The organism is Lacrimispora sp. 210928-DFI.3.58, from assembly GCF_020554865.1.
GTDB lineage: Bacteria > Bacillota > Clostridia > Lachnospirales > Lachnospiraceae > Enterocloster.
The window spans coordinates 1-25,515 of sequence record NZ_JAJCIC010000039.1 but is presented as its reverse complement, the minus strand read 5'-3'; the positions used below and the strand labels follow the sequence as shown (position 1 = coordinate 25,515).

The following is a 25,515-nucleotide window of genomic DNA, read 5'->3' as shown; positions in this document are numbered from 1 at the left end:
TAGTTACGAATAATACAGGAATAGAAAGGAATGGTGGAGACCATGAGAAAGAGGATCACAGCGATCACGTTAGCAGCAGTACTTGCAGCAGGGCAGAGTGTATGTGTATTTGCATCCAACAGTCCGAATACAAGGCCGGTGATCATGGACAGCGGAAGTGAGGGAAGCGATAGCAGCAGCTGGAGCGGAAGCAGCAGAAATACGGAGTCCGGTACATCGGCAGTGTCCAGTACCAGCGTGGGAAGGGATACGGTACAGATCCCGGTGGGGCAGGCCGCAGCGAACACAGGAACTTCCGACGGTGTAGAGACGAACAGCCGCGGCCAGGCTGTCATAGGAGATACGGCATTGGAATTTGTCCAGGGAAGCGATCATGCGGTTATAGGGCTCCCGGATGCAGTGGTAGCCAGTATTAATGGAATCAATGAAGGAAAAGCCCTGAGCCAGGTGGTTCCGGGTCTGGAGCTTACCGGATATTATGCTCTGAGCGGCACCCATGCCCTGATGACAAAAACGCTGGACACGAATGAGGAGAAGACCGGAGCAGTAGAGTTTCCGCTTTACGTCCCGAATTTGATGGAGGGCCTGGGAACCGTGCAGGTATTGTTCTATGATAATATGCTGGGTCAATGGAGGCTGATCACACCGAACAGGATCGATGCCGGAGCAAAAACTCTGTGGATGACGGTGACAGGCTCCGGAACGATCTCAGTTGTTTATAAAAAACAGTAGCTTCATTCTGGCGGCAAATGCTGAGATGCGGAGTCCTCCGGCACCGCCGGATCCTTCGTCCCATACACCCGCGTCCACTCCTTCGTCCCCTCCACCTTCACGGTCTCGCACTGGTTCAGATGCAGGAATTTCACCAGCTCATAGCAGCTGACCCAGATCTCATTGTTGCTGTCCTTCTGGGACTCGTCGAAGATAAGTTCCAGGCCGAAGTGGAGGTGGGGCTCGTCGATGTTGTTGGTGTTTTCGGTGGAGCTGTAGCCGGTGCGTCCCAGGTAGCCGATGACGTCACCGGCCTGGACGAAGCTTCCCACCTGGAGATTTGACTGGTAGGGATAATTCTTGCGCAGATGGGCGTAATAGTAGTAGCGCTTTTTGTCAAAGCTACGGATGCCCAGCCGCCAGCCGCCGTACTGGTTCCAGCCCATGGCCTCTACATAGCCGGACTCTACGGCGATTACCGGAGTCCCCACCTGCCCCATCATGTCATGTCCCAGGTGCTGCCGTTTGAACCCATAGCTCCTTGCAGCTCCAAAGTCATCGAAGTCGCTGTAGGGAAAGCCCTTGGCAATGGGAGAGAATGCTTTCAGGCCGTATTTTGTCACCCAGACAGTGGAGGGATCATTTTCTGTTCCCCCTGCCACCCCGGAGGGGAGATAGGCAGCCGGGGCCTCGCTGGCCGGGATCTCCGCTTGGAATTGTCCCACCATTCCGTCCAGGACAGCTCCATAGGCTTCCCTGTAATAGGAATAATATTTCAGATCCTTTGTCAGCTCCTCCATGGTTGTCTCACCATTCTTCAGCTTTTCTGCAATGGCTGTCATATGCTCCGGCTTGTATTTGGAAAAATCTCCGCCGTAGCGCGTTCCCAGATAAGCCAGCAGGTTTACCCAATTCAGATGGATCGGTGACTGGCAGGTGTCCACATCGTAGCGGAAGGCCTGGTTCATGGCCTCACAGGTCACGGTGAAGTCGACCCATTTAATGTAATCCTTTTTTGCAGCTTTTTCCTGGCTGCCCTCTTCTGTTTCTGCATTGCTTCCAGTGGCATTTCCCACAACCTGTTCCCATAGGGTGCCTGCTCCGTGGGCCAGCCCTGCGGCCCGGGACATTACGGCCAGCCCCCGGTCTGTTCCTGTGAGGAAGAAACAGAGGCAGAGGATGCTCAAGATCAGCATTTCTACGTAAATGACAGTTTTCGGACGTATATGTAAATGTTTCTGGAGCCTGGACAGGAATTTCATGGTGCGCCCTCCTTTGTGATGACGGTTGGCTGCCTGGCATATGGCAGATATGTGGTTCTAACTGTATCATATGATGTCAGAGGTGGGATTATGATATGGCAAGAGGATAGGGAGGCATAGGCCGCTCCTTAAAAAGCTTTTGAATAACTGCCCCAAACATGCTATGATAAAAATATTGAAAAAGAGACAACACAGGAGGATACAATGGAGAATTTTGAATTTTATACTCCCACCAGAATGATTTTTGGCAGGGATACCCATCTGCAGGTGGGAAAGATCATCGGCGAGTATGGCTTCCAAAAGGTGCTGGTTCATTTTGGCGGAGCCAGTGCGAAAAAATCCGGGCTTTTGGATGCAGTGCTTAAGGCACTTGAGGAAGAGGGAATCGGATATGTGACTCTGGGCGGCGTCCAGGCCAATCCCACCCTTTCCATGGCAAAAGAAGGCATTGCCCTGTGCCGGAGGGAACAGGTGGATTTTGTGCTGGCAGTAGGCGGAGGCAGTGTGATCGATTCCTCCAAATGCATTGCCGACGGCGTGGGAAACCCGGAGGTGGATGTGTGGAAATTTTTCTTAAAGGAGGCTGTTCCGAAGAAGGCTCTTCCGGTGGGCACGATCCTGACTCTGGCTGCTTCCGGCAGTGAGATGAGCGCTTCCTGCGTGATCACAAACGATGAGACAGATCTGAAACGCGGCTTCAACAGCCCGACGCACAGACCCCTCTTTTCCATTTGCAATCCTGAGCTGACCTACAGTGTGAGCAAGTTCCAGACAGGCTGCGGCACAGTGGACATCATGATGCACACCATGGAGCGGTATTTCAGCATGACAAGGGATACGGTGCTGACAGACCGTATTGCAGAGGGACTTTTGAAGTCCGTGATCGAAGCAGGAGGCGTGGCTGACCGTGAGCCGGATAACTATGAGGCCAGGGCGACCCTTATGTGGGCGGGAACCTTATCCCACAATGATCTGACCGGCGCAGGCCGCTCCTATATGATGCAGGTACACCAGCTGGAGCATGAGCTCTCCGGCATGTACCCCAGGATCGCCCACGGCGCAGGACTTTCCGCTCTCTGGCCATCCTGGGCGCGCTATGTGTGCGATGGATACGTGGAACGCTTTGCAAGGTTTGCTGTAGAGGTGTGGAATCTGGATATGGATTTTGAGGATCCTATGAAGACTGCTCTGGCAGGCATCCAGGCCACAGAGGATTTCTTTAAGAGCCTTGGAATGCCGGTGACCTTAAAGGAGCTTCAGGTGGAGCCGGAGAAGATCGAAGAGATGGCAGTAAAATGCACCAACATGGGCACGCGCACTCTTCCCGGAATCAAAGAGCTGGGGAAGAAAGAGATGATGGACATATACCAGCTGGCTATGGGAGAATAGCACAGCGCACAAAGAAGAAGGATTTGCATTAAAAACAAAGCCAGCCGCCGTCTGGCCGTTGAAAGGCGGTTGACTTTGTTGGATGAATGGAAACATTACAGCCCGATGATCTCTCCGTCCTCCGGCACCAGCAGATTCCCATGATAATACTCACGGCCCTCGGCAGTGTACAGCTCCTTTCTCTGATCAAGCTGCTTATCCTCCGTATGCCACAGCACCAGGTTGGGAATGCCCAGGCCCTCGGCAAGCTCACAGGCCTCCTTCACGGTACTGTGATGCTTTTCATAGGGCTTAAAGCGGTCTCTGTCGCCGTAGAGGCAGAAGGCCTCATGGAGGAGCCAGTCGCTTCCCTCTACATAGGAACGGCATTCCGGGTTGTAGGGCTCGTCCCCGGCGCAGGTGAATTTCCGGCCGTTCTTTAGGTGGGTGGTGAAGCCGAACTGCTTTGCTTTGGTGGATAAAATATCAAAAAATGTCACGTCATAGTCCAGGATGCGCACGGTCTCCCCGTCCTCCACGGGAACCAGGAAGATGCGGTCGCCGATCATCTTATAAAATTTACCCTGAAGTGTTAAGCGGCACAGAGTAGCAATGGTGTCTGTGAGCTGGGGATGGCAGTAGATGCGAAGCTCCCCCTCATAGGCGCCTTTTTTCATGGCAGTGGCGATCATGCGCACCATCCACACAACTCCCAGGATGTGGTCCGTGTGCTCGTGGGTCACGAAGAGGTGGTGGATGCGGTCAAAGGGCACCTCCATTTTTTCAAGAATGCCCAGTATACCATTGCCGCCGCCTGCATCCACCATGAAAAACTCATCCTCATCCCTTATAGCAAAACAGGTGTTGTAGCAGCGGACCGCCTGGGCGTTGCCTGTTCCAAATACGTATAATTCTTCTCTCATCGCTTATCTCCTTTAAGAAATCTTCCCTTTTTGTTCAGTTGGAAAAACTTTTCATTTGGTTAAGAATATGTTACTATAGCTTTATGAAAATTGCAATTATGGATTGGGGAGAATGAAAACATGAGGGATTTAGCGTATCTGAGGTTATTGGCAAAGGAGTATCCTTCTGTCAAGACAGCGACAAGCGAGATCGTCAATTTGACGGCCATATGCAGCCTTCCGAAGGGGACGGAGTATTTTTTCAGCGATCTGCACGGGGAATATGAGGCATTTATCCATCTGCTCCGTTCCTCTTCCGGTATTATCCGGGAGAAGATCAAGGAGACCTTCGGACACCTCATCCCGGAGGAGGAGCAGCTGCGCCTGGCAAATCTGATCTACTATCCGGAGCGGAACCTGGCGCGTATGATGAAGCTGGGACAGTATACGGAGGACTGGCAGAAGATCACGATCTACCGCCTGGTGCAGATATGCAGGGAGGTTTCCTCCAAATATACCCGCTCGAAGGTCCGCAAGAAAATGCCGGTGGAGTTCGGCTATACCATTGATGAGCTTCTCCATGTGGACTACAATGATGAGAATAAAAAGCTGTATTACAACGAGATCATCCATTCTGTGATCGATACCGGGATCGCGGATAAGTTCATCATATCCCTGTGCCGTCTGATACAGAATCTGACCATTGATAATCTGCATATCATCGGAGACATTTTTGACAGGGGCCCCAGGGCAGATATCATTATGCAGGAGCTTATGAGCTTCCACGATGTGGACATCCAGTGGGGAAACCATGACATTTCCTGGATGGGGGCAGCCACAGGGAATCTGGCCTGTATCTGCAACGTGCTCCGCATTGCTATCAGCTACAACAGCTTTGACGTGCTGGAGGACGGATACGGCATCAACCTAAGGCCTTTGTCCATGTTCGCGGCAAAGGTGTACCAGGATGATCCCTGTGAGCGCTTTATGCCGAAAATACTGGATGAGAATCTCTACGATGCCGTGGATCCCGGCCTGGCTGCAAAGATGCACAAGGCCATTGCAGTGATCCAGTTCAAGGTGGAGGGCGCTATGATCCTGCGCCATCCTGAGTATGAGATGGATGGGCGTGTGCTGTTAAAGGCAGTGGATTATGAGAAGGGAACAGTGACCATCGACGGAAAGACCTATCCCATGCTGGATATGCATTTCCCTACCATTGATCCGAAGAATCCATTGGAGCTCACAAAGGGGGAAAAGGAGCTTCTGCGTACCTTATCGGCCTCCTTCCGCCACAGCGGCCTGCTCCACCGCCACATAAAATTCATTTACTCCCATGGAGGCATTTATAAGTGCTATAATTCCAACCTTCTGTACCATGGGTGCATTCCCATGAAGAAGGACGGCTCCTTTGATACGATCACCATTGACGGGGAGACCTATAAGGGAAGAGCGCTGATGGACTATCTTGACCAGCAGGTGCAGAATGCCTACTTTATGCCGGAGGGGGCGCCGGGAAAAGTACAGGCAGTAGATCTCATGTGGTATCTGTGGTGCGGCGCAAAATCGCCTGTATTCGGAAAGGATAAGATGACTACCTTTGAGCATTACTTTGTGGCGGACAAAGCCACTCATAAGGAGGTCATGAACCCGTATTACCAGCTGAGTGTGAAGGAGGAGTACTGTAACCTGATCCTGGAGGAGTTCGGCCTTCCGGTGGAGGGCTCCCACATCATCAACGGCCATGTGCCGGTGAAGCTGAAGGACGGGGAAAAGCCGGTGAAGGCAGGAGGAAAGCTATTCATCATTGACGGCGGCCTGTCAAAGGCTTACCAGAGCACAACCGGTATAGCAGGCTATACATTGATCTATAATTCCCACCATCTGGCCCTGGCTGAGCACATGCCCTTTGACCCGAAGAAGGACAGCACGCCAAAGGTGTCTGTGGTGGAGAAGGTAAAAAGCCGCGTTATGGTGGCCGATACGGATAAGGGCCGGGAGCTGAAGGCCCAGATTGCAGATCTTAAGGAGCTTGTGGCAGCATACAGGGAAGGCATTATAAAAGAAAGGATTGAGTAATGAGCAAGACAGAATTTTTGCAGGACCTTAAGAGGGAGCTGGAGGGAAGGATACCCTATTCAGTCATACAGGAAAATCTGCGGTATTATGACACTTATATTTCTGAGGAGGCGGCCAAGGGGCAGTCAGAGGATGAGGTGATCGAGAGCCTGGGAGGCCCCAGGATCATCGCCCGCACGATCCTGGACGCAGCCTTTGACACAGAGGACAGGCCGGACGGATATGAGTCCTATGGCGGGGAAGGCAGCTCCGAAGGATATGAGGACAATTCCCGCAGAGAGAGCGAAAGCAGCATGCACAGGAACATCCATTATGTGGATTTTAGCAAGTGGCATGTAAGACTGATCGCCGGACTTGTGGTGTTTTTGGTGATCTTCCTTTTGATGACAGTTTTCTTTGGTATCATAGGGCTTGCAAGCTGGATCCTGTCTTATATATGGCCGGTGCTTCTGGTCTTTCTGATCCTGTGGATGTTCCGTGGACCGGGGCGGTAAATTTTGTATCTGAAATCCTTGAGTTTCCGTATTTTGTACCCTGGCTGCCGGGAGGACGGCTCTCGCTCCGGTTTCGGACATAAGAAGCACTAAGACGCCTGATTTTTCCTAAAAGCCAGAGAGGCATCAATGCAACTCGCTGCGCTCAAACAATCATTGATGCCTCTCTGAACGGAAAAACCAGCCGTCTAAGTGCTTCTAATGTCCTGCAAAGTCGCTCCAGCCGTCCTCCCGGCAGCCAGGGTACAAAATCCGGAAACTCAAAGCCTACAAATCCGGAAACTCAAAGCCAAAAATCCGCTTGACAGATAAAAAAAAGAGTGCTATAGTTTAGCTAATTAAAACAACAAACCGTTGAAGCGGAGATAACGGCAGTTATGGCCTCACAGAGAGTTTGCGATGATGAGAAGCAGGCAGAACCCAGATTGTCAAATGGACCGCTGAGGGCGCAGTCAAAGGAGAGATCTGAGTATTCTGCGACGTGAGGCTGACGTTATAAAGCCGGTAGTATGATTGTACTATGCAGAGCGCACGGCGATTGCCGTGAACAGAGGTGGCACCGCGGTTATTCCGTCCCTGATGAATGTGATTTCATCAGGGACTTTTTTATTGCCCTTCTGCTAAATAACACAACAAAAGGAGGATACAGATGTCAAACCAAAACGGACGTTTCGGAATTCATGGGGGACAGTATATTCCGGAAACATTGATGAACGCTGTCATTGAGCTGGAGGAGGCATATGATCATTACAAAAATGACGAGGGCTTCCAGAAGGAGCTGACAAAGCTTTTAAATGATTATGCAGGACGCCCCAGCCGTCTCTACTATGCAAAGAGGATGACGGAGGACCTGGGCGGGGCCAAGATCTACCTGAAGCGTGAGGACCTGAACCACACCGGGGCACATAAGATCAATAACGTGCTGGGCCAGGCGCTTTTGGCAAAGAAGATGGGAAAGACCCGTCTCATCGCAGAGACAGGGGCAGGACAGCACGGCGTTGCCACAGCCACAGCGGCAGCCCTCATGGGAATGGAGTGCGTGGTGTACATGGGCGAGGAGGACACGAAGCGCCAGGCCTTAAATGTATACCGGATGCGCCTTCTGGGAACAGAGGTGGTCCCGGTAACCACAGGCACGGGAACCCTAAAGGATGCCTGCTCTGCCTGCTTTAGGGAATGGACAACGCGCATCAGCGATACACACTACTGCCTGGGCTCTGTGATGGGGCCTCATCCCTTCCCCACCATTGTCAGAGATTTCCAGGCTGTGATCTCAAAGGAGATCAAGGAGCAGATTTTGGAGGCGGAGGGACGCCTTCCGGATGCGGTGCTTGCCTGCGTAGGCGGCGGTTCCAATGCCATGGGGGCATTTTACCACTTTATTGATGACCCTTCCGTGCGCCTGATCGGCTGCGAGGCAGCGGGACGGGGCGTGAACACGGCGGAGACAGCGGCAACCATCGCCACAGGCCGTCTGGGGATCTTCCACGGCATGAAATCCTATTTCTGCCAGGATAAGTACGGGCAGATCGCTCCCGTGTATTCCATTTCCGCAGGCCTTGATTATCCGGGCATTGGGCCGGAGCATGCAATGCTCCATGACATGGGGCGTGCAGAGTATGTACCTGTTACGGATGATGAGGCAGTGGAGGCCTTTGAATATTTAGCCAGAACAGAGGGCGTGATCCCTGCAATTGAATCCGCCCACGCGGTTGCCCATGCAATGAAGCTGGCACCTGCCATGGGGAAGGATCAGATCATGGTCATCAACATCTCAGGACGGGGAGATAAGGATTGTGCAGCGATTGCGCGCTATAGAGGGGAGGATATTTATGAGTAAGATCAGAGAAGCATTTCAGGGGGGAAAAGCATTTATCCCCTTTATCACCTGTGGGGATCCGGATCTGGAGACCACGGAAAAGCTGGTATATGCCATGGAGGAAGCAGGGGCTGACTTGATCGAGCTGGGGATCCCGTTTTCCGATCCAACAGCGGAGGGGCCGGTGATCATGGCGGCAAATGAAAGGGCTTTGTCCGGCGGCGTGACCACAGACGACATTTTTGACATGGTGCGCAGGCTTAGGAAGCGGGTGCAGATTCCCCTGGTGTTTATGACCTATGCCAATGTGGTGTTCTCCTACGGCTCTGAGCGTTTTCTCTCCACGGCAGCTGAGATCGGCATGGACGGCCTGATCCTTCCGGATGTGCCCTTTGAGGAGAAAGAGGAATTTGATCCGCTTTGCAAAAAATACGGGCTGGATCTGATCTCCATGGTGGCTCCCACCTCCGAACAGAGGATCGCAGGTGTGACAAAGGACGCAAGCGGCTTTATCTACGTTGTCTCCTCCCTGGGAGTAACGGGCGTGCGCAGCGAGATCACCACGGATATCGGCAGCCTGGTGGTCCGGATCCGGGCAAACACAGATGTCCCCTGTGCAGTAGGCTTTGGCATCTCCACACCGGAACAGGCCGGGAAAATGGCAGCCCTGTCAGACGGCGCTATCGTGGGCAGCGCCATTGTAAAGCTGATCGCACAGTATGGGCGGGAGTCGGTGCCCTATGTGGCAGATTATGTGAAGAGCATGAAGGAAGCAGTGAAAAAGAGTGAAAGGCCATGAATTGTAAAATATTGGTTTTAACACATGGAAATCTGGCGCGGGAGCTGGTGGAAACCGTGGAACTGGTGATGGGAAAGACAGAGGGACTCTGCTACCGCACACTGCCGGTGGACGCTGACCTGTCAGCCTATGCAGCTGACTTAGAGCAGCTTGTGAAGGAAAACTGCGATGAGGGGATCCTGATCCTGACAGATATCTTAGGAGGAAGTCCCTTTCTGCAGTCCATGAAGATCATGGGGCAGCATTTGCATAAGGATGTAGAGCTGGTGACGGGAGTGAACCTGCCGATGCTGCTGGAAGCAGCCGGACAGACCGGCCTGGAGACTTCTGAGCTTAAGGCGGCTGTGATCCGTGCAGGCCGGGAAGGCATCAGCGATATCAGGATGAAACTGGAGGGAAAAGTATGAGCGTTGAGCTGGCAAGAGTAGATGAGCGCCTGATCCATGGTCAGGTGATGACAGCATGGGTTGAGCGTTTCTGGATACAGAGGATCGTGCTGGTGGACGATGAGCTGGCCCAGGATGAGTTTATGAAGCAGGTGCTGGCAATGTCCGCGCCTGCAGGCGTGACAGTGGATGTGAAGACGGCCCGGGCTGCGGCAGAGGAGCTTGAGGCGGACGGCGGTGAGCACTTACTTCTGCTGTTTAAGGAGATCCGCAGCGCCCTTGCCCTGGTAAAGGCGGGCTATAGAATGAAGGAATTAAATATTGGAAATGTAGGCGGTGCTCCCGGACGAAGCGCCATCACCAGAGAGGTATATGTCTCTGAGGAGGAAAAGGCCATGCTGCGTGAATTGCAGGCAGCGCAGGTTGAAGTTTACATACAGAAGCTTCCTCAGGACAGCAGGGTCACTTTGTTTGACAAGCTATAAGTAATGGGCGGGAAAGCGGCAATTGCACCTCTGTCCTGAGCGGATATAATCATATAAAAATAGGAGGAAAATGGGTATGTCTTTATTATTTCATGCAGTTTTCATGGCGTTTCTTGCCTGGATGTGTAAGACGGGAGCGCCTATGTGGTCAAAATGGTCATTGGCCTTGGGAGCACCTTTGATCTCCGGCGTTCTCAACGGGATCATACTGGGAAATATGGCCTATGGCCTGGAAATGGGTGCCACGGTCATGCTGGTATACATCGGCGTTACGGTGATCGGAGGAACGGTTGCCAGCGATGTGACCCTGGGCGGTTATCTGGGTGTTACCATGTCTATGATCGCAGGGGTGGAGCCGGCGGTGGGTATCACAGTCGCATCGACACTGGGCCTTTTGGGAACCTTGATCTCTCCTGTGGAGAAAACATTAAATACAATCTGGGTGGCAAGGGCCCGCAGATACGCTGCAAAGGGCGATACCAGGGGAATCGCCCTGATGAATGTGCTGGCGCCCCTTTTATGGGGCTTTCTGATCTACTTTATACCGGGCTTTATCCTGATCTACTTTGGCAGCGCTACGCTTGATGGCATTTTAAGCAGTGCGCCCATGTGGGTGACAGCGGGCTTAAGCGCGGTGGGCCATCTTCTTCCGGCTCTGGGACTTGGCATGCTGATGAATCTGCTGTATTCAGGCAGGCTTCTGCCGTTTTTTATCATTGGCTTTGGAGCCAGTGTGTATCTGGGACTCGGCATTACGCCTATTGCGGTGTTCGGCATTGCCTTTGCCATGCTTCACTATTACTATACCGGGAAAAAGGAAGAGGGAGAAGACATTCGCTCTAACTCCCAGGCGGTAAAGGAAAATGGTGCAGGAAACGGTCCTATCCGTTTGGAAAAGAGCGATCTTCGCAGATCCTGGCTGCTGTGGATCACCTTCGGCCAGCAGTGCTACAATTTTGAGATCATGCAGGGACTGGGCTTATGCCATGCCATGTGCCCGATCATCCGCCGTCTCTATCCGAATGATGCAGAGCTTCGCAGAAAGGCTATTGAGCGGCATCTGGTGTACTACAATACAGAGAACAACTGGGGAGCGGCTATAGCCGGAATTACCGCGTCCATGGAGGAGAAGCTGGCAGGAGGAGCCGCCATTTCAGACGCTACGATCAACAGCATCAAGGCAGCCCTCATGGGGCCTCTGGCAGGAATCGGTGATACGGTGACACAGAGCCTTGTAAAGACGATCCTCCTGGGAATTGCCTGTGATCTGGCACTGGGCGGCAACGGCTTTGGCCCTGTATTCTTCATCGGCGGAATGACAGCCTATGCCCTGATCGTAAGCAACCGGGCCTATTTCCTGGGGTATGAGTCGGGGAAGACATCCATCATAAAGCTTTTAAGCGGAGGACGCATGCAGCAGGTGACAGAGGCCTTAAGCGCCCTGGGGCTTATGGTGTTAGGCGCCCTGGTGGCCTCCAGCATTGCCGTCACCACTCCTCTCACGATCAATGCCGGAGAGACAAGCGTTGTCCTTCAGGATGTGCTGAACGCGATCCTTCCGGGCATGCTGCCGTTAGCTGCTTTTTTGGGAGCCTATAAGCTGGTGAATAAGGGCTGGAAGCCGGTTAAGATTATTCTTGTGATTTTTATTGTGGGCTTTGTGGGCTCGCTGCTGGGGATTTTGGCATAATAACTCCGTTTTCCTGAGACAGTTTCCGCATTTTACGGCCGCGGTTACTGGGAGAGCGGCTGGAGGCTCCGTTTTTTCTTGACAAAATTATGAAATAATAATATACTATGTTTTAGAAAATGTAACAATTATGTAATAATTGTGAAAAACAAAAACAGGGATGTCAGGAGAAAAACTGTGAGATCAGGAAAGATTCAGAATAGACTTATAAAGGCCGCTGCGCTGCTGTGCTTTAGTGCCGGGATCGCCGCGATGGCTCCTCAGGACAGCCAGGCAGCTGTGAGACAGGCAGAGGTACAGATGCGCTCTTCTTATATGGTTACGATCGAGGCGCCGGCTATCGATGTACATACAAAAGCAAGTGAGTCCGCTGCAAAGCAGGGACAGGTGAGGAGAGGACAAACGTATGAAGTGCTGTCCAGCCAGGACGGAGGCTGGGTGAAGATCCGCACAGGCGGCAGAGAGGGATATATAAAGACCACAGGAAAGGCCACAGTGGTGGAAAAAACCTGTGAAACCGTTGATCAGGATGCAAGAAAGCGCCGTCAGGTAGTGGAATATGCCCTTCAGTTCCTTGGCGGAGAGTATGTATACGGCGGTACAGATCCCAATTCCGGTGTGGACTGCTCCGGATTCACAAGGTACGTGCTTTCCAAAGCAGCTTCCATTGACCTTCCTCATTCCTCCAGCGGACAGGCCCGTTTTGGTGAGGTGGTTTCCGAGGAGGAGATGCAGCCGGGGGATCTGCTGTTCTACGGAGCAGGCGGCGGCATCAACCATGTGGCAATGTATATCGGAGACGGAAGAGTGGTACACGCCTCCACAGAGAAAACAGGGATCAAGACCTCTCCCTATGATTACAGGGAGCCTGTGAAGATTATCAGCCTTTTATCTTAAGCACCATGAAAAGAAGATCACAGAAAAAATAAAACGGTACAGTGTGGCTGTGCCGTTTTTTTATATCACAGGAAACTCCTTCGGAGCCTCCTATGATATAAAAAGCCCGACCGGCAGGATCGCACTGCGGCAGATTGGAATTCTGTCGCTGAAGCGATTTTTTCTTTTTTGAAACATTTTTATGAATAATTTCGAATGAAAATATGAAAAAAGAATAAAAGAGTTGACCTGATCGAAATATATGATATAATAATTTTGTAATTTATGTAACAAATATGTAACAAATAAATCCGAAACTCAGGCTTGCAAAAAGATAGGAGAAGCTTGTATATGAAGAAAATATGGAAAGATCTGTTAAAGACAGGGGCTGTATGCGGGATGCTATTGATGATGAGTCCCTTTACCTCCATGGCATCCATCGGACCGGGATTTACGGAGGGTACATATATTGCTACAGTTACGGCTGAGAGTGTCAATATCAATAAGAGCAGGGACAGCGAGGAAGTGCTTTGCACAGCTGGCGTGGGCAGTACCTATGAGGTTCTGGAGGACCTGGGCAACGGCTGGGTGAAGATCGCAGTAAATGATACGGAAGGATATCTTCCTGTCACGGGCAATGCCCTGGTGGAGCAGTCCGGTACAGAGGAGATGGCAGAGATAAAGGAGGAGGCTGCCGCTGCTTCAGAGAGCAGCAAGCGCCAGCAGGTAGTGGATTTTGCGCTGCAGTTTGTGGGCGGGCGGTACCGCTACGGAGGGAGCGATCCGAATACAGGAGTGGATTGCTCCGGTTTTACCAGATATGTGCTCCAGAATGGCGCAGGCATCCCCATGAGCCGTTCCTCCGCCACACAGGCGGCTCAGGGGACTGCAGTCAGCGCAGATCAGATGCAGCCGGGAGATCTGCTCTTTTACGGCAGTAAGAGCAGGATCAACCATGTTGCTATGTATATAGGAAGCGGCCAGGTGGTGCACGCATCCACAGAGAGCACCGGGATCAAGGTATCGCCCTGGAATTACCGGACGCCAGTAAAGATCGTAAATGTGTTGGGATAAAGAAGGATAGAAATATAGAAAGAGAAGGGCCAGGATAGGGGAGCTATCCTGGCCTTTCTCAAGGGGAGTATAAATAATTAATAAGGATGAGGACATGGTTTAAGGGAAACCATATTACCTCATACTCATTTATAAACTATTTGGAAGAAAAAAGCAACCCCTTTTTATCAGACCTGCCCCAGGGCATGCGTGAGGGCGGGATCGATGTCAGGAATCCTGAAAATAGACCTTGTATTCATCTGAAAAGATCTTGCCTCCCAGACGGCGGACGCCGCCATACAAATGCTGGACCATCAGAGGCTCGATGGCAGCCAGATCTTTTTTGTCAATAATTTCCATCATTTCCCGGTGATTCTCCAGAACATCGGGAACATTTTTTGCTCCCACAATATCCAGGCGGATGAAGCGGGAGTAATCGGCATGGGGTTTTGTCAGGTTTTCCCACAGGTACATTTTATCCGTGTGTTTAAACCAGATCTCATGCATAGCCAGGTCCCGCTGGAGGAATTCGTTGATGTCAAAGGTATCCAGGTGGTCGCGTGTTGCCTCGGCTGCCTCCAAAAGCTGCAGGCTGTAACGGACCTCCTCGGCCTCCGGCGGAGCGCAGGTCTTTACAAAATCGCGGAATACCATGGACTCCACAGCGATCCTCTGGTAGATCAGCTGATTGGCAATATGCAGGTTGATAGGAGTCACAATGGTCCCTTTGCAGGGGATGATGCGCACAAAGCGGTTCTGTTCCAGCCGCTGAAGGGCACTGCGTATGGGCGTCCTGGATACAAGAAAACGCCGGCACAGGGTATTTTCACTCAAAGATTGTCCGGGCTTGATCTCCAGCCGGACGATCTCGTTTTCTAAAATTTTATAAATCTCTTCGGCTGATAGGGCGGCTTCCATAAAAATACCTCCGTAAAAAGGTTTACAAATATTATATAAAAAAGCAAAGGGGCTTGTCAAATAAAAAACACGTAAAAAAGCAAGGCGTACTTTGAAAAACAAAAGAACCTGTATACAAGATGACGAAAGTGAAAAGCGGAAATTGTGAATTATAGACATAGATTTGTGAAAAGTGCAAGATAAAATACACATAAAAAGTGGCAAAAATCGACTGAAATTATATAAAAAGTACATAAATTTTGAAAAAAATGGAAGAGATAGGTAAGCCTATCCTGAATACATGATAAAAAACAATCTTGAAAAATTGGCCATAATTTGGTACTATTTAACCGTAAAACAACAAACTTGTATACAGGTTTGGAAGGAAAGCCTCATGTTAAGAGGGCAAAGCCCTTAAGTCATGGGGAGCGTATCTCATTATAATGAAGGAGGAAAAGAAGTATGAGAAAGACAATGGCACTGTTATTAAGTCTGGCTATGGCTGCATCCCTGACAGCATGCGGCGGCGGAAATAAGGCAGCTGAGACAACGGCAGCACCGGCAGCTCCTGCAGCTACAGAGGCAGCCAAGGAGGAAGCACCTGCCGGGGAGGCAGAGGCAGCACCGGAGGCAGTGGCTGATCTGGGTGATTTTACAATGATCGTAGGCCATGCGCAGCCAGAGGGAAATCCCAGATATGTTTCTATGGAAAAGTTTGCAGCTGATGTGGCAGAGAAGACAGGCGGCCACGTAACCGTAGAGGTTTATGGAAATGGACAGCTGGGCACTGAGAAAGAGATGCTGGAGCAGGTAGTTGCTGGTACTGTTCAGGGTATGAGAGGCGGACAGTTTGATTTTAGCCCGCGTCTGCTTATGTTTACCCTTCCTTTCCTGACACAGAACCGTGCACAGATCACAGCGCTCCTCCAGAGCGACCTGGCAAAGAAGGTTTGTGAGGAAGCAGAGGCCGAGACTGGTACTGTTATCATCAATCTGTGTGATGCAGGCGGCTACAGGCAGTTCTCCAACTCCAAGCATGCAATCACAAAGCCGGAGGATTTAAAGGGCTTAAAGATGAGAACAAACGGTATGAACACCATCGACAAGACCTTCATCGCTCTGGGTGCAACAACTACCACCATTCCTTACTCTGATCTGTACATGGGCTTAAAGACAGCCGTAGCAGACGGACAGGAAAATCCATGGGTAAACGTTGAGGGCATGAAGTTCTACGAGGTACAGCAGTACTTCACAGAGGTAAATTACCAGTTCCATCCGGATCCATTCTATGTAAATGCAGGCTGGTGGAATTCTCTTCCTGCTGAGTACCAGGCAATCATCCAGGAGTGCGCAACTGAGATGGGTACCTACAATGACCAGCTGATCGATGAGAATCAGAATGCTGCAAAGCAGGTAGTTATCGATGCAGGCTGCGAGGTTTATGAGCCTACAGAGGAAGAGCTGGCAGCATTCCAGGAGGCTGTTCAGGTTGTATATGACCAGTGCATCGAGGAAGGCATGCTGACAGCAGAGGAGCTCCAGGAGATGCAGGATATTGTTGCAAATGCAAAATAATCGTAACAGAGAGTGACCGTTACTGGCGAGAACAGGCGGCTGCAGGGCTGCAGTTTGGCAGCAGGCTTTGCAGCCGCCTGTGCTGTAACAGCAGCCTGATCCGCCGGGATCCTGGGATGGCAGGATATGAGAGGGGATGAGTACCATCGAAAAGTTAAAAAAGGCAGCGCAGAAGCTGTTTGATATTTATTTTGGAATTGGTGTAGTAGCAATGTGTATTCTGGCGTTTTTGGTAATATTTGCCGTGATCGCCCGTTATTTCTTTTCCTACAGCTGGAAACAGCTCTCGGAGTTTAACACGACCCTGTTTGCCTTTACCACATTCTGGGGCATGGGTATCAATGTGATCAAAAATGAACATGTTATGATCGATATTCTCTATGACGGTGTAAAGCCTTCCATCAAGCGGTGGCTGGCAGTTGTCAACTATGTGATCGTATTTGTGGTTGACGTGGTATTTACCTACCAGGGCTTCAAGTATGTGGGCGTAGCCGGAAAGCAGATCAGCCAGGGCATGGAGATCCCTATGAAATACATGTACGGTATTATGCCGGTATGCGGGATCATCTGCGCTGTCTGCATTATTGTGAAGATTATTGAGTTTATTACAGCAGATGTTTCATATTTTGCACCGAAGAACAAGGCTCTTACAAAAGAAAGCCCGGCTTCATAGGAAAGGAGAGTACGAATATGGCAATGTTGATTCTTTTAGTGCTGCTGATCTTCTTTGCAGCGTTGGGCGTGCCTCTTGCCTTTGCAATCGGTGCCTCCTGTGTTACCTATATCACCTTCAATGCCCCTCAGTTCATCAGCATGGTTCCCCAGCGTATATGGAACGGAGCCTACAGCGAGCTCATGATCGCTATGCCGCTGTTCATGCTGGCAGGCGAACTGATGAATACCGGCGGCATTACAAAGCGTATCATCAACTTCTGCCTGGAGCTTCTCAGGCCCTTCCACGGCGGCTTAGGCGAAGTAAATATCGTAGCGTCCATGATCTTCGGAGGGATCTCCGGCTCCTCTGTAGCGGATACCTCTGCTCTGGGAAGCATCCTGATCCCGGCCATGGAGGATCAGGGATATCCGCCCTCTGCATCCGCCGGTATTACGGTGGCATCCTCTACCATGGGTATGATCATTCCTCCTTCCACGCCTATGATCGTGTACTCCATGATCTCCGGCGCTTCCGTAGGCGCCCTGTTCATGGCCGGAGCAGTGCCGGGCATCCTCATTGGCCTTACCCAGCTGGTGCTGGTATTCTGGATCAGCCATAAAAATCATTGGCATCCAAAGCAGATACCGTTTGATGGAAAGCGTTTTGTGAATGCGATCCTTTCCGGTATCCCGGCCCTTCTGATGCCCGTATTTATCATTGTCTGCGTATCCTTCGGAGTGTGTACTGCTTCGGAGAGTGCCGGTGTGGCAGTGCTTTACTCCCTGTTGGTAGGCTTCTTTATCTACCGTGAGCTTACATGGAAGGATGTTTGGAATGCTCTTAAGAAGACGCTGATCTCCTCCTCCTCCATTATGATCATCATCGGCTTTACCACCATTTTTACCTGGGTGCTGACCATGCAGAAGGTGCCTCAGATCGTGGCAGCCTTCTTTATGGGACTGAATATGCCTGCATGGGGGATTGCGCTGGTATTTGACGTGCTGATCCTTATGATCGGTACCTTTATCGATGTAAGCCCTGCGATCCTGCTGCTTACACCCATCCTGCTTCCTGTTATGCAGAACTACGGCTTCTCACCGCTGCAGTTCGGCGCTATGATGATCACAGGCCTTGCCATCGGTCTGGTAACTCCTCCGGTCGGCATGTGCTTAAATGCCTGCAACAAGATCAACAGGATGCCGATCATCGACATTTTCAAGGGTGCTCTGCCCTATGTGATCTGTAACATTATCGTGCTTGTTTCCATCAGCCTCTGGGGACCGCTTACCACCTGGCTGCCGCAGATCCTGGGCTACAGCATTTAATGGAATGTGAGGAGGAAAAAGAAAATGACCTTAAAGGAAAAAATGAAAAAGGGCCCGGTTTTTGGAATGGCCTGCTTTACAGGAACCACCTGTGTGATCGAGAATATTGCCATGTCCGGTCTGGATTTTATCTACCTGGACCTGGAGCATACCAACTATATGCTGGATGAACATTTTGAAAAGCAGATCATGGCAGCAAGGCTCCATGATATTTCCATTCTGGTGCGTATGGCTGATGACGATGAGGTGGCTATCCGAAAGGTGCTGGAGTGGGGAGCTGACGGCGTTGTGATCCCCCACTGCAAGACAGCAGAAATGGCAAGGCGCTGCGTGGAGGCAGCCAAGTTCTCACCTATGGGAAGAAGAGGCGGGGAGAGCAATGTCCGTGCCGCCGGCTTTGGCTACCACGATTTTGACTGGAATACCTACATGGAGCAGCAGAACAGGGATACTCTTGTGATCCCCATGGATGAGGATTACGAGTTTACCGACAATATTGATGAGATACTGGCAGTGCCGGGAGTGGATGCTGTGAACTTCGGTCCCATTGACTATGCGGTATCAAAGAACCTGAAGGTAGGCTATTCCATGGGCGAAGAGGTGAAGGAGGCTTACAGGATCCTGGTGGAGAAGGCAAAGGCAAAGGGCATCGGCGTTCTGGGCCCTGTAGTGCCTCCGACAAAGGAGAATCTGGAGGCAGCCATCAAGGACGGCTACACCATGATCATACTGGGAAATGACATGTGGCATTTCCAGAAGGCATTAAAGGAGCTGGTAAAGGATTCTGTGGAGCCGGTCAGGGAAAAGTGCCTGTAAATGATTTTTTTGAAAAAGGAATAAGAGAGGGACATTTCTGCCATACTAAGGCTGTAACCAAATAACTGTATTTTCAGGAGGTATGGAAAATGTCCAACAGAAATAATGCAAGCAATGACATGGAGAATTCAAGCAACTGCAGAAATATGAACCAGCAGAACAAGAGCCAGAATAACTCCAGGAACAGTTCTGAGAACAACAGCCAGAACAGCTCCAGAAACAGTTCTCAGAATGATTCCCAGAACAGCAGCCGCAATAGTTCTCAGAATTACTCCCAGAACAGCAGCCGCAACAACTCTAATTTCTAAATAGGACGTTCCAAAAGGAAAAGGGCCTGCTCTGCACGAAGCCGTGTGGGGCAGGCCCTTTCACCTGTCCATTTTTCATGCATATAGTAATCATAGGACACGTTTTCGGGAAACGGTACGAGTGTACTGACCGCGATTGCCAAGGGATCAGTACACGAGCCCTGAAGGACAGAAAGGACAGGTGTATGACAATGACAGCGTTTCCTATGATTTCATATAGAGAATTTGATCAATGGATGGAAGCGGGAAGGATAGGGCAGATCGTGGATCTGAGAGCTCCCGGACTCTTTAGGCGCGACAGGATATGGGGGAGCATTAACATACCCTACGAGGAAGTGGAATATCATATGGACAGGATCAATACCAGCGGTATTGTGGTATTTTACTGTGACAGGGGAGCGAAAAGCATGGTGGTGTGCCGGGACCTCTGGCGAATGGGCTACCAGGCAGTGGATCTGGCCGGAGGAATGTTGAATTACCGGGGGAAATACATTGACAGAAGGCCGTTTCCGGCTTTAGAATGATAGCAGCTAATCAACATTACAGAGAAAAGAGGAGTACAAAACATGAAGATAATGTTTGCATCTGATATACATGGATCTGCTTATTACTGCCGGAAAATGCTGGATATCTACAAAGCCTCCCAGGCCTCCCGCCTGGTGCTATTGGGGGATATCCTCTATCATGGCCCACGCAATGACCTTCCAAAGGAATACAACCCAAAGGAGGTCATTGCAATGTTAAATCCTCTGAAACGTGAGATCTACGCAGTCAGGGGAAACTGCGATACCGAAGTGGATCAGATGGTGCTGGAGTTCCCGATCCTGGCAGATTACGGCCTGTTCGTCATTGAGGGGAAGACCTTCTATGCAACCCATGGCCATGTGTACAACCAGGACAGCCTTCCGCCCATGCAGCCGGGAGACATCCTTGTACATGGGCACACCCATCTGTTAAAGGCAGAGGCAGTTGATACGGAGAGCTGCGGACAGATCAAGGTGCTCAATCCGGGCTCTGTTTCCATTCCCAAGGGCGGCAATCCCAACACCTATGGAATGCTGGAGAATGGAGTCTTCTCCATCCTGACTCTGGACGGGGAAGTGGTGAAGGAGCTGGCGCTGTAGGAAAAGCCGAAAAACCGCAAAAAGGAGAATGAGATTGAAACAGACCTATGAATTGATCGCACCCTGTCATTTTGGACTGGAAGCGGTGCTGAAAAAAGAAATTCTGGATTTAGGATATGAGATATCCCAGGTGGAGGACGGGCGCGTCACATTTATCGGGGATGAGGAGGCCATCTGCCGGGCTAATGTATTCCTGCGCACAGCAGAGAGGATCCTGCTAAAGGCAGGAAGCTTCAGGGCCGAGACCTTTGAGGAGCTGTTTGAGGGCACAAAGGCCATTGCCTGGGAGGAGTTCATCCCTGAGGATGGAAAATTCTGGGTGGCAAAGGCTTCCTCTATTAAGAGCAAGCTGTTCAGCCCTTCTGACATCCAGTCCATTATGAAGAAGGCCATGGTGGAGCGGCTGAAGAACCGTTATCATGTGACCTGGTTTGCGGAGAATGGAGCCAGCTTCCCCTTGAGGGTATTTCTGTATAAGGATGTAGTGACAGTGGGCATTGACACCAGCGGGGATTCCCTCCACAAGAGAGGCTACCGGACGCTCACCAGCAAGGCTCCCATCACCGAGACACTGGCAGCGGCCCTTATCATGCTGACTCCCTGGAATAGGGACAGGATCTTAGTGGATCCCTTCTGCGGCAGCGGAACCTTTCCCATTGAGGCGGCGATGATGGCGGCGAACATGGCTCCCGGCATGAACCGCTCCTTCCTGGCAGAGGATTGGAAGAATGTCATAGGGCGGAAATACTGGTATGAGGCTATGGATGAGGCGAATGAGCTGGTGGATGATAAGGTCCAGGTGGATATCCAGGGCTATGACATAGATGGGGATATTGTCAAGGCAGCCAGGGCCAATGCCCAGTCAGCCGGAGTGGACCACATGATACATTTCCAGCAGAGGCCGGTGAGCGCCCTGAGCCATCCGAAGAAATACGGTTTTCTCATCTCCAACCCGCCTTATGGAGAGAGGATCGAGGAAAAGGCCAACCTTCCGGGGCTCTATAAGGAGATCGGGGAGCGGTTTGCTGCCCTGGATTCCTGGTCCATGTATCTGATCACCTCCTATGGGGATGCGGAAAAGCAGATTGGGAGAAAGGCAGATAAGAACAGGAAGATCTACAATGGAATGCTAAAGACCTATTTCTATCAGTTTATGGGCCCGAAGCCTCCGAGGCGCAGTCAGGAGAGCAGAGAGAGCTGATGGGCAGAGAGATATTTGACAGGAAAGGGCCAAGGAAGGCCTGGGGGGCAATGGTGCTGGCGGCGCTTCTGATACTGCTGCCCGGGGCAGGGCTTTCGGGCTGCAGCTCTGCAAAAGCTCAGCTGCCGGGAGGAGCTCTGAAGGAGTGGACCGGGTGGCTGACCGGAGGAGACGCGGGAGAGGACCGTCAGGCGGGAAAAATCGGACAGACAGAAGAAAACGGACAGTCAGGAGAGACCGGGCAGTCGGGAGAGACCGGGCAGGCGGGAAAAGCCGGGCAGTCAGGAGAGACCGGGCAGTCAGGAAAAGCCGGGCAGGCGGGAGAGACCGGGCAGGCGGGAAAAACCAGGCAGTCAGGAGAGACCGGGCAGTCGGGAAAAGCCGGGCAGGCTGCAGAAGCAGGGCAGGCGGAGGGCCGGGCTGCGGCAGCTGGCAGCCAAGCGGCGGGAGGAAAAGAAGGAGAAGCCCGTCAGCAGGAAGAGGCAGATAGAAAGGGCGGCACCACTGGGGAGGTGTTTACCTGGAACCGCCATTTCCCCAAAGGCGTCCGCCTTCCGAAGGCCTATGATTACCGGGAGGAGGGCCGGGCTCCTCAGATCGGAAACCAGGGCTCCCTGGGGACCTGTTGGGCTTTTGCATCCCTGACGGCGCTGTCATCATCACTGCTGCCTGGGGAGACGGCGGTATTTTCCGTGGATCACATGTCCATGCGCAATAATTTCCTCCTGGATCAGGATGAGGGCGGAGAGTATACCATGTCTATGGCTTATCTCTTAGGCTGGCAGGGGCCGGTGTGGGAGTCCGAGGATCCCTATGGGGACGGCATTTCCCCGGATGGGTTAAAACCGCGCAAGCATGTCCAGGAGATACAGATACTGCCTCCGAAGGATTATGAGGCCATCAAGGAAGCTGTCTACCTGGTGGGAGGGGTCCAGAGCTCCCTCTATACCTCTATGAAGGATTACCAGAGCGAATCCGTGTATTACAACCGGGAGACAAACTCTTACTGCTATGTGGGGAGTGAGAAGCCCAACCATGATTCTGTGATCGTTGGCTGGGATGACGGATACCCGAAGGAAAACTTTAATATGGAGCTGGAGGGGGACGGCGCTTTTATCTGTACCAACAGCTGGGGGGAGGACTTTGGAGAACAGGGATATTTTTACGTATCCTACTATGACACGAACATCGGCGTGAACAACATTGTATACACAGAGGTGGATCCGGTGGACAATTACAGCCGCATGTACCAGAGTGACCTGTGCGGATGGATCGGGCAGATCGGTTACGGCGAGGACGAAGCCTGGTTTGCCAATGCCTTTCAGACAGAGAAGGAGGAGCGGCTCATGGCCGCGGGCTTTTATGCCACAGACAGGGATACGGAGTATGAGATATATGTGGCCAGGCATCTGCCAAAGTCAGGCGGGGATTCGGCGGAGAAGGCGCTGAAAAGCCGGATCCTGGCGGCAAAGGGCACGCTCCAGTATGCCGGATATTATACGGTTCCCCTTGGGGAAAAAATACTATTGGAGGATGGGGAAAAATTTGCTATAATAGTGAAAATAATGACTCCGGGAACGGTTCATCCGGTAGCCATTGAGTATGATGCCGGGGATGGCATTGCACAGGTGGATCTGACGGATGGAGAGGGCTACTTAAGCTATGACGGCAGCATTTGGGAAAATGTGGAAAGAACTCAGAACTGCAATGTCTGTTTAAAGGCATATACCAGGGATAAGGATGGATGATATGGGACACAGGATTATATTTGCGACTGGAAACCAGGGAAAAATGCGTGAGATAAGGGCCATATTGGAGGATCTGGGACTTCCTATCCTCTCCATGAAGGAGGCAGGGGCTGCCCCTGAGATCCGGGAAAATGGCAAAAGCTTTAAGGAAAATGCGGAGATAAAGGCAAGGGCCGTATGGCAGTGCACGGGAGATATCGTACTGGCAGATGATTCCGGGCTGGTGGTGGATTACATCGGCGGAGAGCCGGGGATCTATTCTGCCCGGTATCTGGGCGAGGACACCTCCTATGAGATCAAGAACAGGAATATCATTGACCGTTTAAAGGATGCCAGAGGCCCGGAGCGCAGCGCACGGTTCGTCTGCAATATCGCTGCAGTGCTTCCTGACGGCAGGGTCCTCCACACAGAGGCTGCCATGGAGGGACTGATCGCAGAGGAACCCGCAGGACAGGGCGGATTCGGGTATGATCCCATTTTGTACCTGCCGGAGTTTGGCAAGACCTCTGCGGAGATTACGATGGAACAGAAAAACAAGATCAGCCACAGAGGCAAGGCTCTGGAGGCTATGAAAGCAGCGCTGAAGGAGGCGCTTTAAGAGAGCGTGAAAAGAAGATGGAGAACGCTTTTACGGTTTTGGTACAAGGGGGAACAAAGGATGAAGAAAATACTGATCGTCAGCGATACACACAGAAGAGACGAAAACCTCAAAATGGTAATCGAAAGGGAAAAGCCTCTTGACATGCTGATTCATCTGGGGGATGCAGAGGGCAGCGAGCATGCTATTGCCTCCTGGGTCAATGAGGAATGTTCCCTGGAGATGATACTGGGCAACAATGATTTCTTTTCCATGCTTGAGCGGGAGAGGGATTTCTACATAGGAAAATACCGGGTGCTGCTGACCCATGGACATTACTACAGCGTGTCTGTGGGAGCGGAGTATCTCAAAAAAGAAGCCAGAGCCAGAGGCTTCGATATTGCCATGTTCGGCCACACCCACAGACCCTATTACGAGGTGGACAAGAAGAGAGGAGACAAGAACCTGATCGTCCTGAATCCGGGAAGCTTATCCTATCCCCGCCAGGAGGGGCATCTTCCTTCCTATGTCATTATGGAACTGGATGAAGCGGGGGATGCACACTTTGATTTCCGCTATCTGAAAGAGGAGTTTTGAACGTTTCCGGTACAAAAAATGTTGACAACAAAAAGGGCATAGTATATAATATCTTTTGCGCTGCGAAAAGTGAAAGATTATGGTATACGATTGCCGGGGTGTGGCTCAGCTTGGCTAGAGCGCCTGGTTTGGGACCAGGAGGTCGCAGGTTCGAATCCTGTCACCCCGATTTTAAACCATATATGCTGTGCAGGTGTAGTTCAATGGTAGAACACTAGCCTTCCAAGCTAGATACGTGGGTTCGATTCCCATCACCTGCTCTTTGTCTGGAAACAGAAGTGATATAAAAATGAAAAAAGTGCTTGCATTATTTCCGTTTCTATGATAAACTATAGCACGTTGACAGCTAACAACGGCAAAAACTGCCAGGTAGTCAAGCTGTTTATGTATGAGTCTGTAGCTCAGTTGGATAGAGCAACGGCCTTCTAAGCCGTGGGTCGGGGGTTCGAATCCCTTCAGGCTCATTGAGCGAAAGCTCTCAAGTGAATATGGTGGGTATGGCGAAGTTGGTTATCGCGCCAGATTGTGGCTCTGGAGGCCGTGGGTTCGAATCCCACTACTCACCCTTTCCCCTCTCTGTGAACAGAGAGGGGATTTTTTTAGAAAAAACCAGGTGCCTTCGTGTTTCTTATGTTCGAAACCGGAGCTTCCGGCCGTCCTCCCGGCACCATGGTGCAAAATTCGGGAACTCAAATTCTCAAACTCAAACAGCCGTGTAGGATTACAATACATGTGTTACAACTGAATAATTAAAAAGCAGAGATGCTG

General features: G+C 51.3%; 25 protein-coding genes and 4 tRNA genes. 26 read left to right on the top strand and 3 right to left on the bottom strand.

Going from position 1 to position 25,515, the window contains the following annotated elements; all coding sequences use genetic code 11:
- Positions 1 to 30: 30 nt before the first annotated feature.
- The gene (locus LIZ87_RS18665; protein ID WP_330664678.1) at positions 31 to 732 is read left to right on the top strand and encodes a hypothetical protein; all 702 of its coding nucleotides are present in this window, start codon (positions 31 to 33) and stop codon (positions 730 to 732) included.
- A gap of 2 nt (positions 733 to 734) precedes the next feature.
- Here LIZ87_RS18665 and LIZ87_RS18660 read toward each other — a convergent pair whose 3' ends face one another.
- Positions 735 to 1,973 carry a M23 family metallopeptidase gene (locus LIZ87_RS18660; RefSeq protein WP_227148770.1) on the bottom strand — a complete coding sequence of 413 codons (1,239 nt, stop codon included), beginning with the start codon at positions 1,971 to 1,973 and terminating at the stop codon, positions 735 to 737.
- A gap of 204 nt (positions 1,974 to 2,177) precedes the next feature.
- On the opposite strand from LIZ87_RS18660, the gene LIZ87_RS18655 reads away from it, so the two are divergent.
- The gene (locus tag LIZ87_RS18655) at positions 2,178 to 3,362 is read left to right on the top strand and encodes an iron-containing alcohol dehydrogenase (RefSeq protein WP_227148769.1); all 1,185 of its coding nucleotides are present in this window, start codon (positions 2,178 to 2,180) and stop codon (positions 3,360 to 3,362) included.
- Between the two features lie 95 nt (positions 3,363 to 3,457).
- Here the strand turns inward: LIZ87_RS18655 and LIZ87_RS18650 are convergent, their stop codons facing one another.
- A complete protein-coding gene (locus LIZ87_RS18650; protein ID WP_178314434.1) occupies positions 3,458 to 4,264 on the bottom strand; it encodes an MBL fold metallo-hydrolase in 807 nt (268 codons plus the stop codon).
- A gap of 120 nt (positions 4,265 to 4,384) precedes the next feature.
- Here LIZ87_RS18650 and LIZ87_RS18645 point away from each other — a divergent pair, with 120 nt between their 5' ends.
- From LIZ87_RS18645 to LIZ87_RS18605, 9 genes are all read left to right on the top strand, one after another.
- Positions 4,385 to 6,322 carry a fructose-1,6-bisphosphatase gene (locus tag LIZ87_RS18645; RefSeq protein ID WP_178314436.1) on the top strand — a complete coding sequence of 646 codons (1,938 nt, stop codon included), beginning with the start codon at positions 4,385 to 4,387 and terminating at the stop codon, positions 6,320 to 6,322.
- Positions 6,322 to 6,816, top strand: a complete 495-nt coding sequence (locus LIZ87_RS18640) for a DUF1700 domain-containing protein (RefSeq protein WP_227148768.1) — start codon at positions 6,322 to 6,324, stop codon at positions 6,814 to 6,816. Before LIZ87_RS18645 ends, LIZ87_RS18640 begins: the two co-directional genes overlap by 1 nt.
- Positions 6,817 to 7,465: 649 nt before the next feature.
- A complete protein-coding gene (gene trpB / locus LIZ87_RS18635) occupies positions 7,466 to 8,656 on the top strand; it encodes a tryptophan synthase subunit beta (RefSeq protein WP_178315052.1) in 1,191 nt (396 codons plus the stop codon).
- Positions 8,649 to 9,434: a tryptophan synthase subunit alpha gene (gene trpA / locus LIZ87_RS18630; protein WP_227148767.1), complete on the top strand. Its 786-nt coding sequence runs from the start codon at positions 8,649 to 8,651 to the stop codon at positions 9,432 to 9,434. The genes trpB and trpA overlap by 8 nt, the downstream gene beginning before the upstream one ends.
- Positions 9,431 to 9,841: a PTS sugar transporter subunit IIA gene (locus LIZ87_RS18625; protein WP_227148766.1), complete on the top strand. Its 411-nt coding sequence runs from the start codon at positions 9,431 to 9,433 to the stop codon at positions 9,839 to 9,841. Before trpA ends, LIZ87_RS18625 begins: the two co-directional genes overlap by 4 nt.
- Entirely contained in the window at positions 9,838 to 10,305 is a 468-nt protein-coding gene (locus LIZ87_RS18620; RefSeq protein ID WP_227148765.1) for a PTS system mannose/fructose/N-acetylgalactosamine-transporter subunit IIB, read from the top strand. Before LIZ87_RS18625 ends, LIZ87_RS18620 begins: the two co-directional genes overlap by 4 nt.
- A gap of 76 nt (positions 10,306 to 10,381) precedes the next feature.
- The gene (locus tag LIZ87_RS18615) at positions 10,382 to 11,995 is read left to right on the top strand and encodes a PTS system mannose/fructose/sorbose family transporter subunit IID (protein ID WP_227148764.1); all 1,614 of its coding nucleotides are present in this window, start codon (positions 10,382 to 10,384) and stop codon (positions 11,993 to 11,995) included.
- A 177-nt stretch (positions 11,996 to 12,172) separates the two neighbouring features.
- Positions 12,173 to 12,892 (top strand): C40 family peptidase, encoded by a 720-nt coding sequence (locus LIZ87_RS18610; protein WP_330664677.1) that lies wholly within the window; start codon positions 12,173 to 12,175, stop codon positions 12,890 to 12,892.
- 330 nt (positions 12,893 to 13,222) lie between these two features.
- Positions 13,223 to 13,945, top strand: a complete 723-nt coding sequence (locus LIZ87_RS18605; protein WP_227148763.1) for a C40 family peptidase — start codon at positions 13,223 to 13,225, stop codon at positions 13,943 to 13,945.
- Between the two features lie 207 nt (positions 13,946 to 14,152).
- Here the strand turns inward: LIZ87_RS18605 and LIZ87_RS18600 are convergent, their stop codons facing one another.
- On the bottom strand, positions 14,153 to 14,842 hold the full coding sequence (locus LIZ87_RS18600) for a GntR family transcriptional regulator (RefSeq protein ID WP_227148762.1): 690 nt from the start codon (positions 14,840 to 14,842) through the stop codon (positions 14,153 to 14,155).
- Between the two features lie 441 nt (positions 14,843 to 15,283).
- On the opposite strand from LIZ87_RS18600, the gene LIZ87_RS18595 reads away from it, so the two are divergent.
- The 15 genes from LIZ87_RS18595 to LIZ87_RS18525 all read left to right on the top strand — a co-directional run bounded on the left by LIZ87_RS18595 (position 15,284) and on the right by LIZ87_RS18525 (position 25,312).
- Positions 15,284 to 16,396, top strand: coding sequence for a TRAP transporter substrate-binding protein (locus LIZ87_RS18595; RefSeq protein ID WP_227148761.1), 1,113 nt, complete (start codon positions 15,284 to 15,286; stop codon positions 16,394 to 16,396).
- Between the two features lie 136 nt (positions 16,397 to 16,532).
- Entirely contained in the window at positions 16,533 to 17,069 is a 537-nt protein-coding gene (locus LIZ87_RS18590; RefSeq protein WP_178315329.1) for a TRAP transporter small permease, read from the top strand.
- 17 nt (positions 17,070 to 17,086) lie between these two features.
- Entirely contained in the window at positions 17,087 to 18,376 is a 1,290-nt protein-coding gene (locus LIZ87_RS18585) for a TRAP transporter large permease (RefSeq protein ID WP_178315331.1), read from the top strand.
- A gap of 24 nt (positions 18,377 to 18,400) precedes the next feature.
- Positions 18,401 to 19,192, top strand: a complete 792-nt coding sequence (locus LIZ87_RS18580) for an HpcH/HpaI aldolase family protein (RefSeq protein ID WP_178315333.1) — start codon at positions 18,401 to 18,403, stop codon at positions 19,190 to 19,192.
- Between the two features lie 89 nt (positions 19,193 to 19,281).
- A complete protein-coding gene (locus tag LIZ87_RS18575; protein ID WP_178315336.1) occupies positions 19,282 to 19,500 on the top strand; it encodes a hypothetical protein in 219 nt (72 codons plus the stop codon).
- A 206-nt stretch (positions 19,501 to 19,706) separates the two neighbouring features.
- Positions 19,707 to 20,024 (top strand): rhodanese-like domain-containing protein, encoded by a 318-nt coding sequence (locus LIZ87_RS18570; RefSeq protein ID WP_227148760.1) that lies wholly within the window; start codon positions 19,707 to 19,709, stop codon positions 20,022 to 20,024.
- A 42-nt stretch (positions 20,025 to 20,066) separates the two neighbouring features.
- On the top strand, positions 20,067 to 20,624 hold the full coding sequence (yfcE, locus tag LIZ87_RS18565) for a phosphodiesterase (RefSeq protein WP_178315338.1): 558 nt from the start codon (positions 20,067 to 20,069) through the stop codon (positions 20,622 to 20,624).
- Positions 20,625 to 20,652: 28 nt separating this feature from the next.
- Positions 20,653 to 21,825 (top strand): THUMP domain-containing class I SAM-dependent RNA methyltransferase, encoded by a 1,173-nt coding sequence (locus tag LIZ87_RS18560; RefSeq protein WP_227148759.1) that lies wholly within the window; start codon positions 20,653 to 20,655, stop codon positions 21,823 to 21,825.
- Positions 21,825 to 23,573 carry a lectin like domain-containing protein gene (locus tag LIZ87_RS18555; RefSeq protein WP_227148758.1) on the top strand — a complete coding sequence of 583 codons (1,749 nt, stop codon included), beginning with the start codon at positions 21,825 to 21,827 and terminating at the stop codon, positions 23,571 to 23,573. The genes LIZ87_RS18560 and LIZ87_RS18555 overlap by 1 nt, the downstream gene beginning before the upstream one ends.
- 1 nt (position 23,574) lies before the next feature.
- Positions 23,575 to 24,171 (top strand): RdgB/HAM1 family non-canonical purine NTP pyrophosphatase, encoded by a 597-nt coding sequence (rdgB, locus tag LIZ87_RS18550; protein ID WP_178314882.1) that lies wholly within the window; start codon positions 23,575 to 23,577, stop codon positions 24,169 to 24,171.
- A 60-nt stretch (positions 24,172 to 24,231) separates the two neighbouring features.
- A complete protein-coding gene (locus tag LIZ87_RS18545; RefSeq protein WP_178314880.1) occupies positions 24,232 to 24,747 on the top strand; it encodes a metallophosphoesterase family protein in 516 nt (171 codons plus the stop codon).
- A gap of 94 nt (positions 24,748 to 24,841) precedes the next feature.
- Positions 24,842 to 24,916, top strand: a tRNA-Pro gene (locus LIZ87_RS18540).
- A gap of 20 nt (positions 24,917 to 24,936) precedes the next feature.
- Positions 24,937 to 25,007: transfer RNA gene (locus tag LIZ87_RS18535), tRNA-Gly, on the top strand.
- A gap of 130 nt (positions 25,008 to 25,137) precedes the next feature.
- Positions 25,138 to 25,211 (top strand) — tRNA-Arg (locus LIZ87_RS18530).
- A gap of 27 nt (positions 25,212 to 25,238) precedes the next feature.
- Positions 25,239 to 25,312 (top strand) — tRNA-His (locus tag LIZ87_RS18525).
- Positions 25,313 to 25,515: the final 203 nt, after the last annotated feature.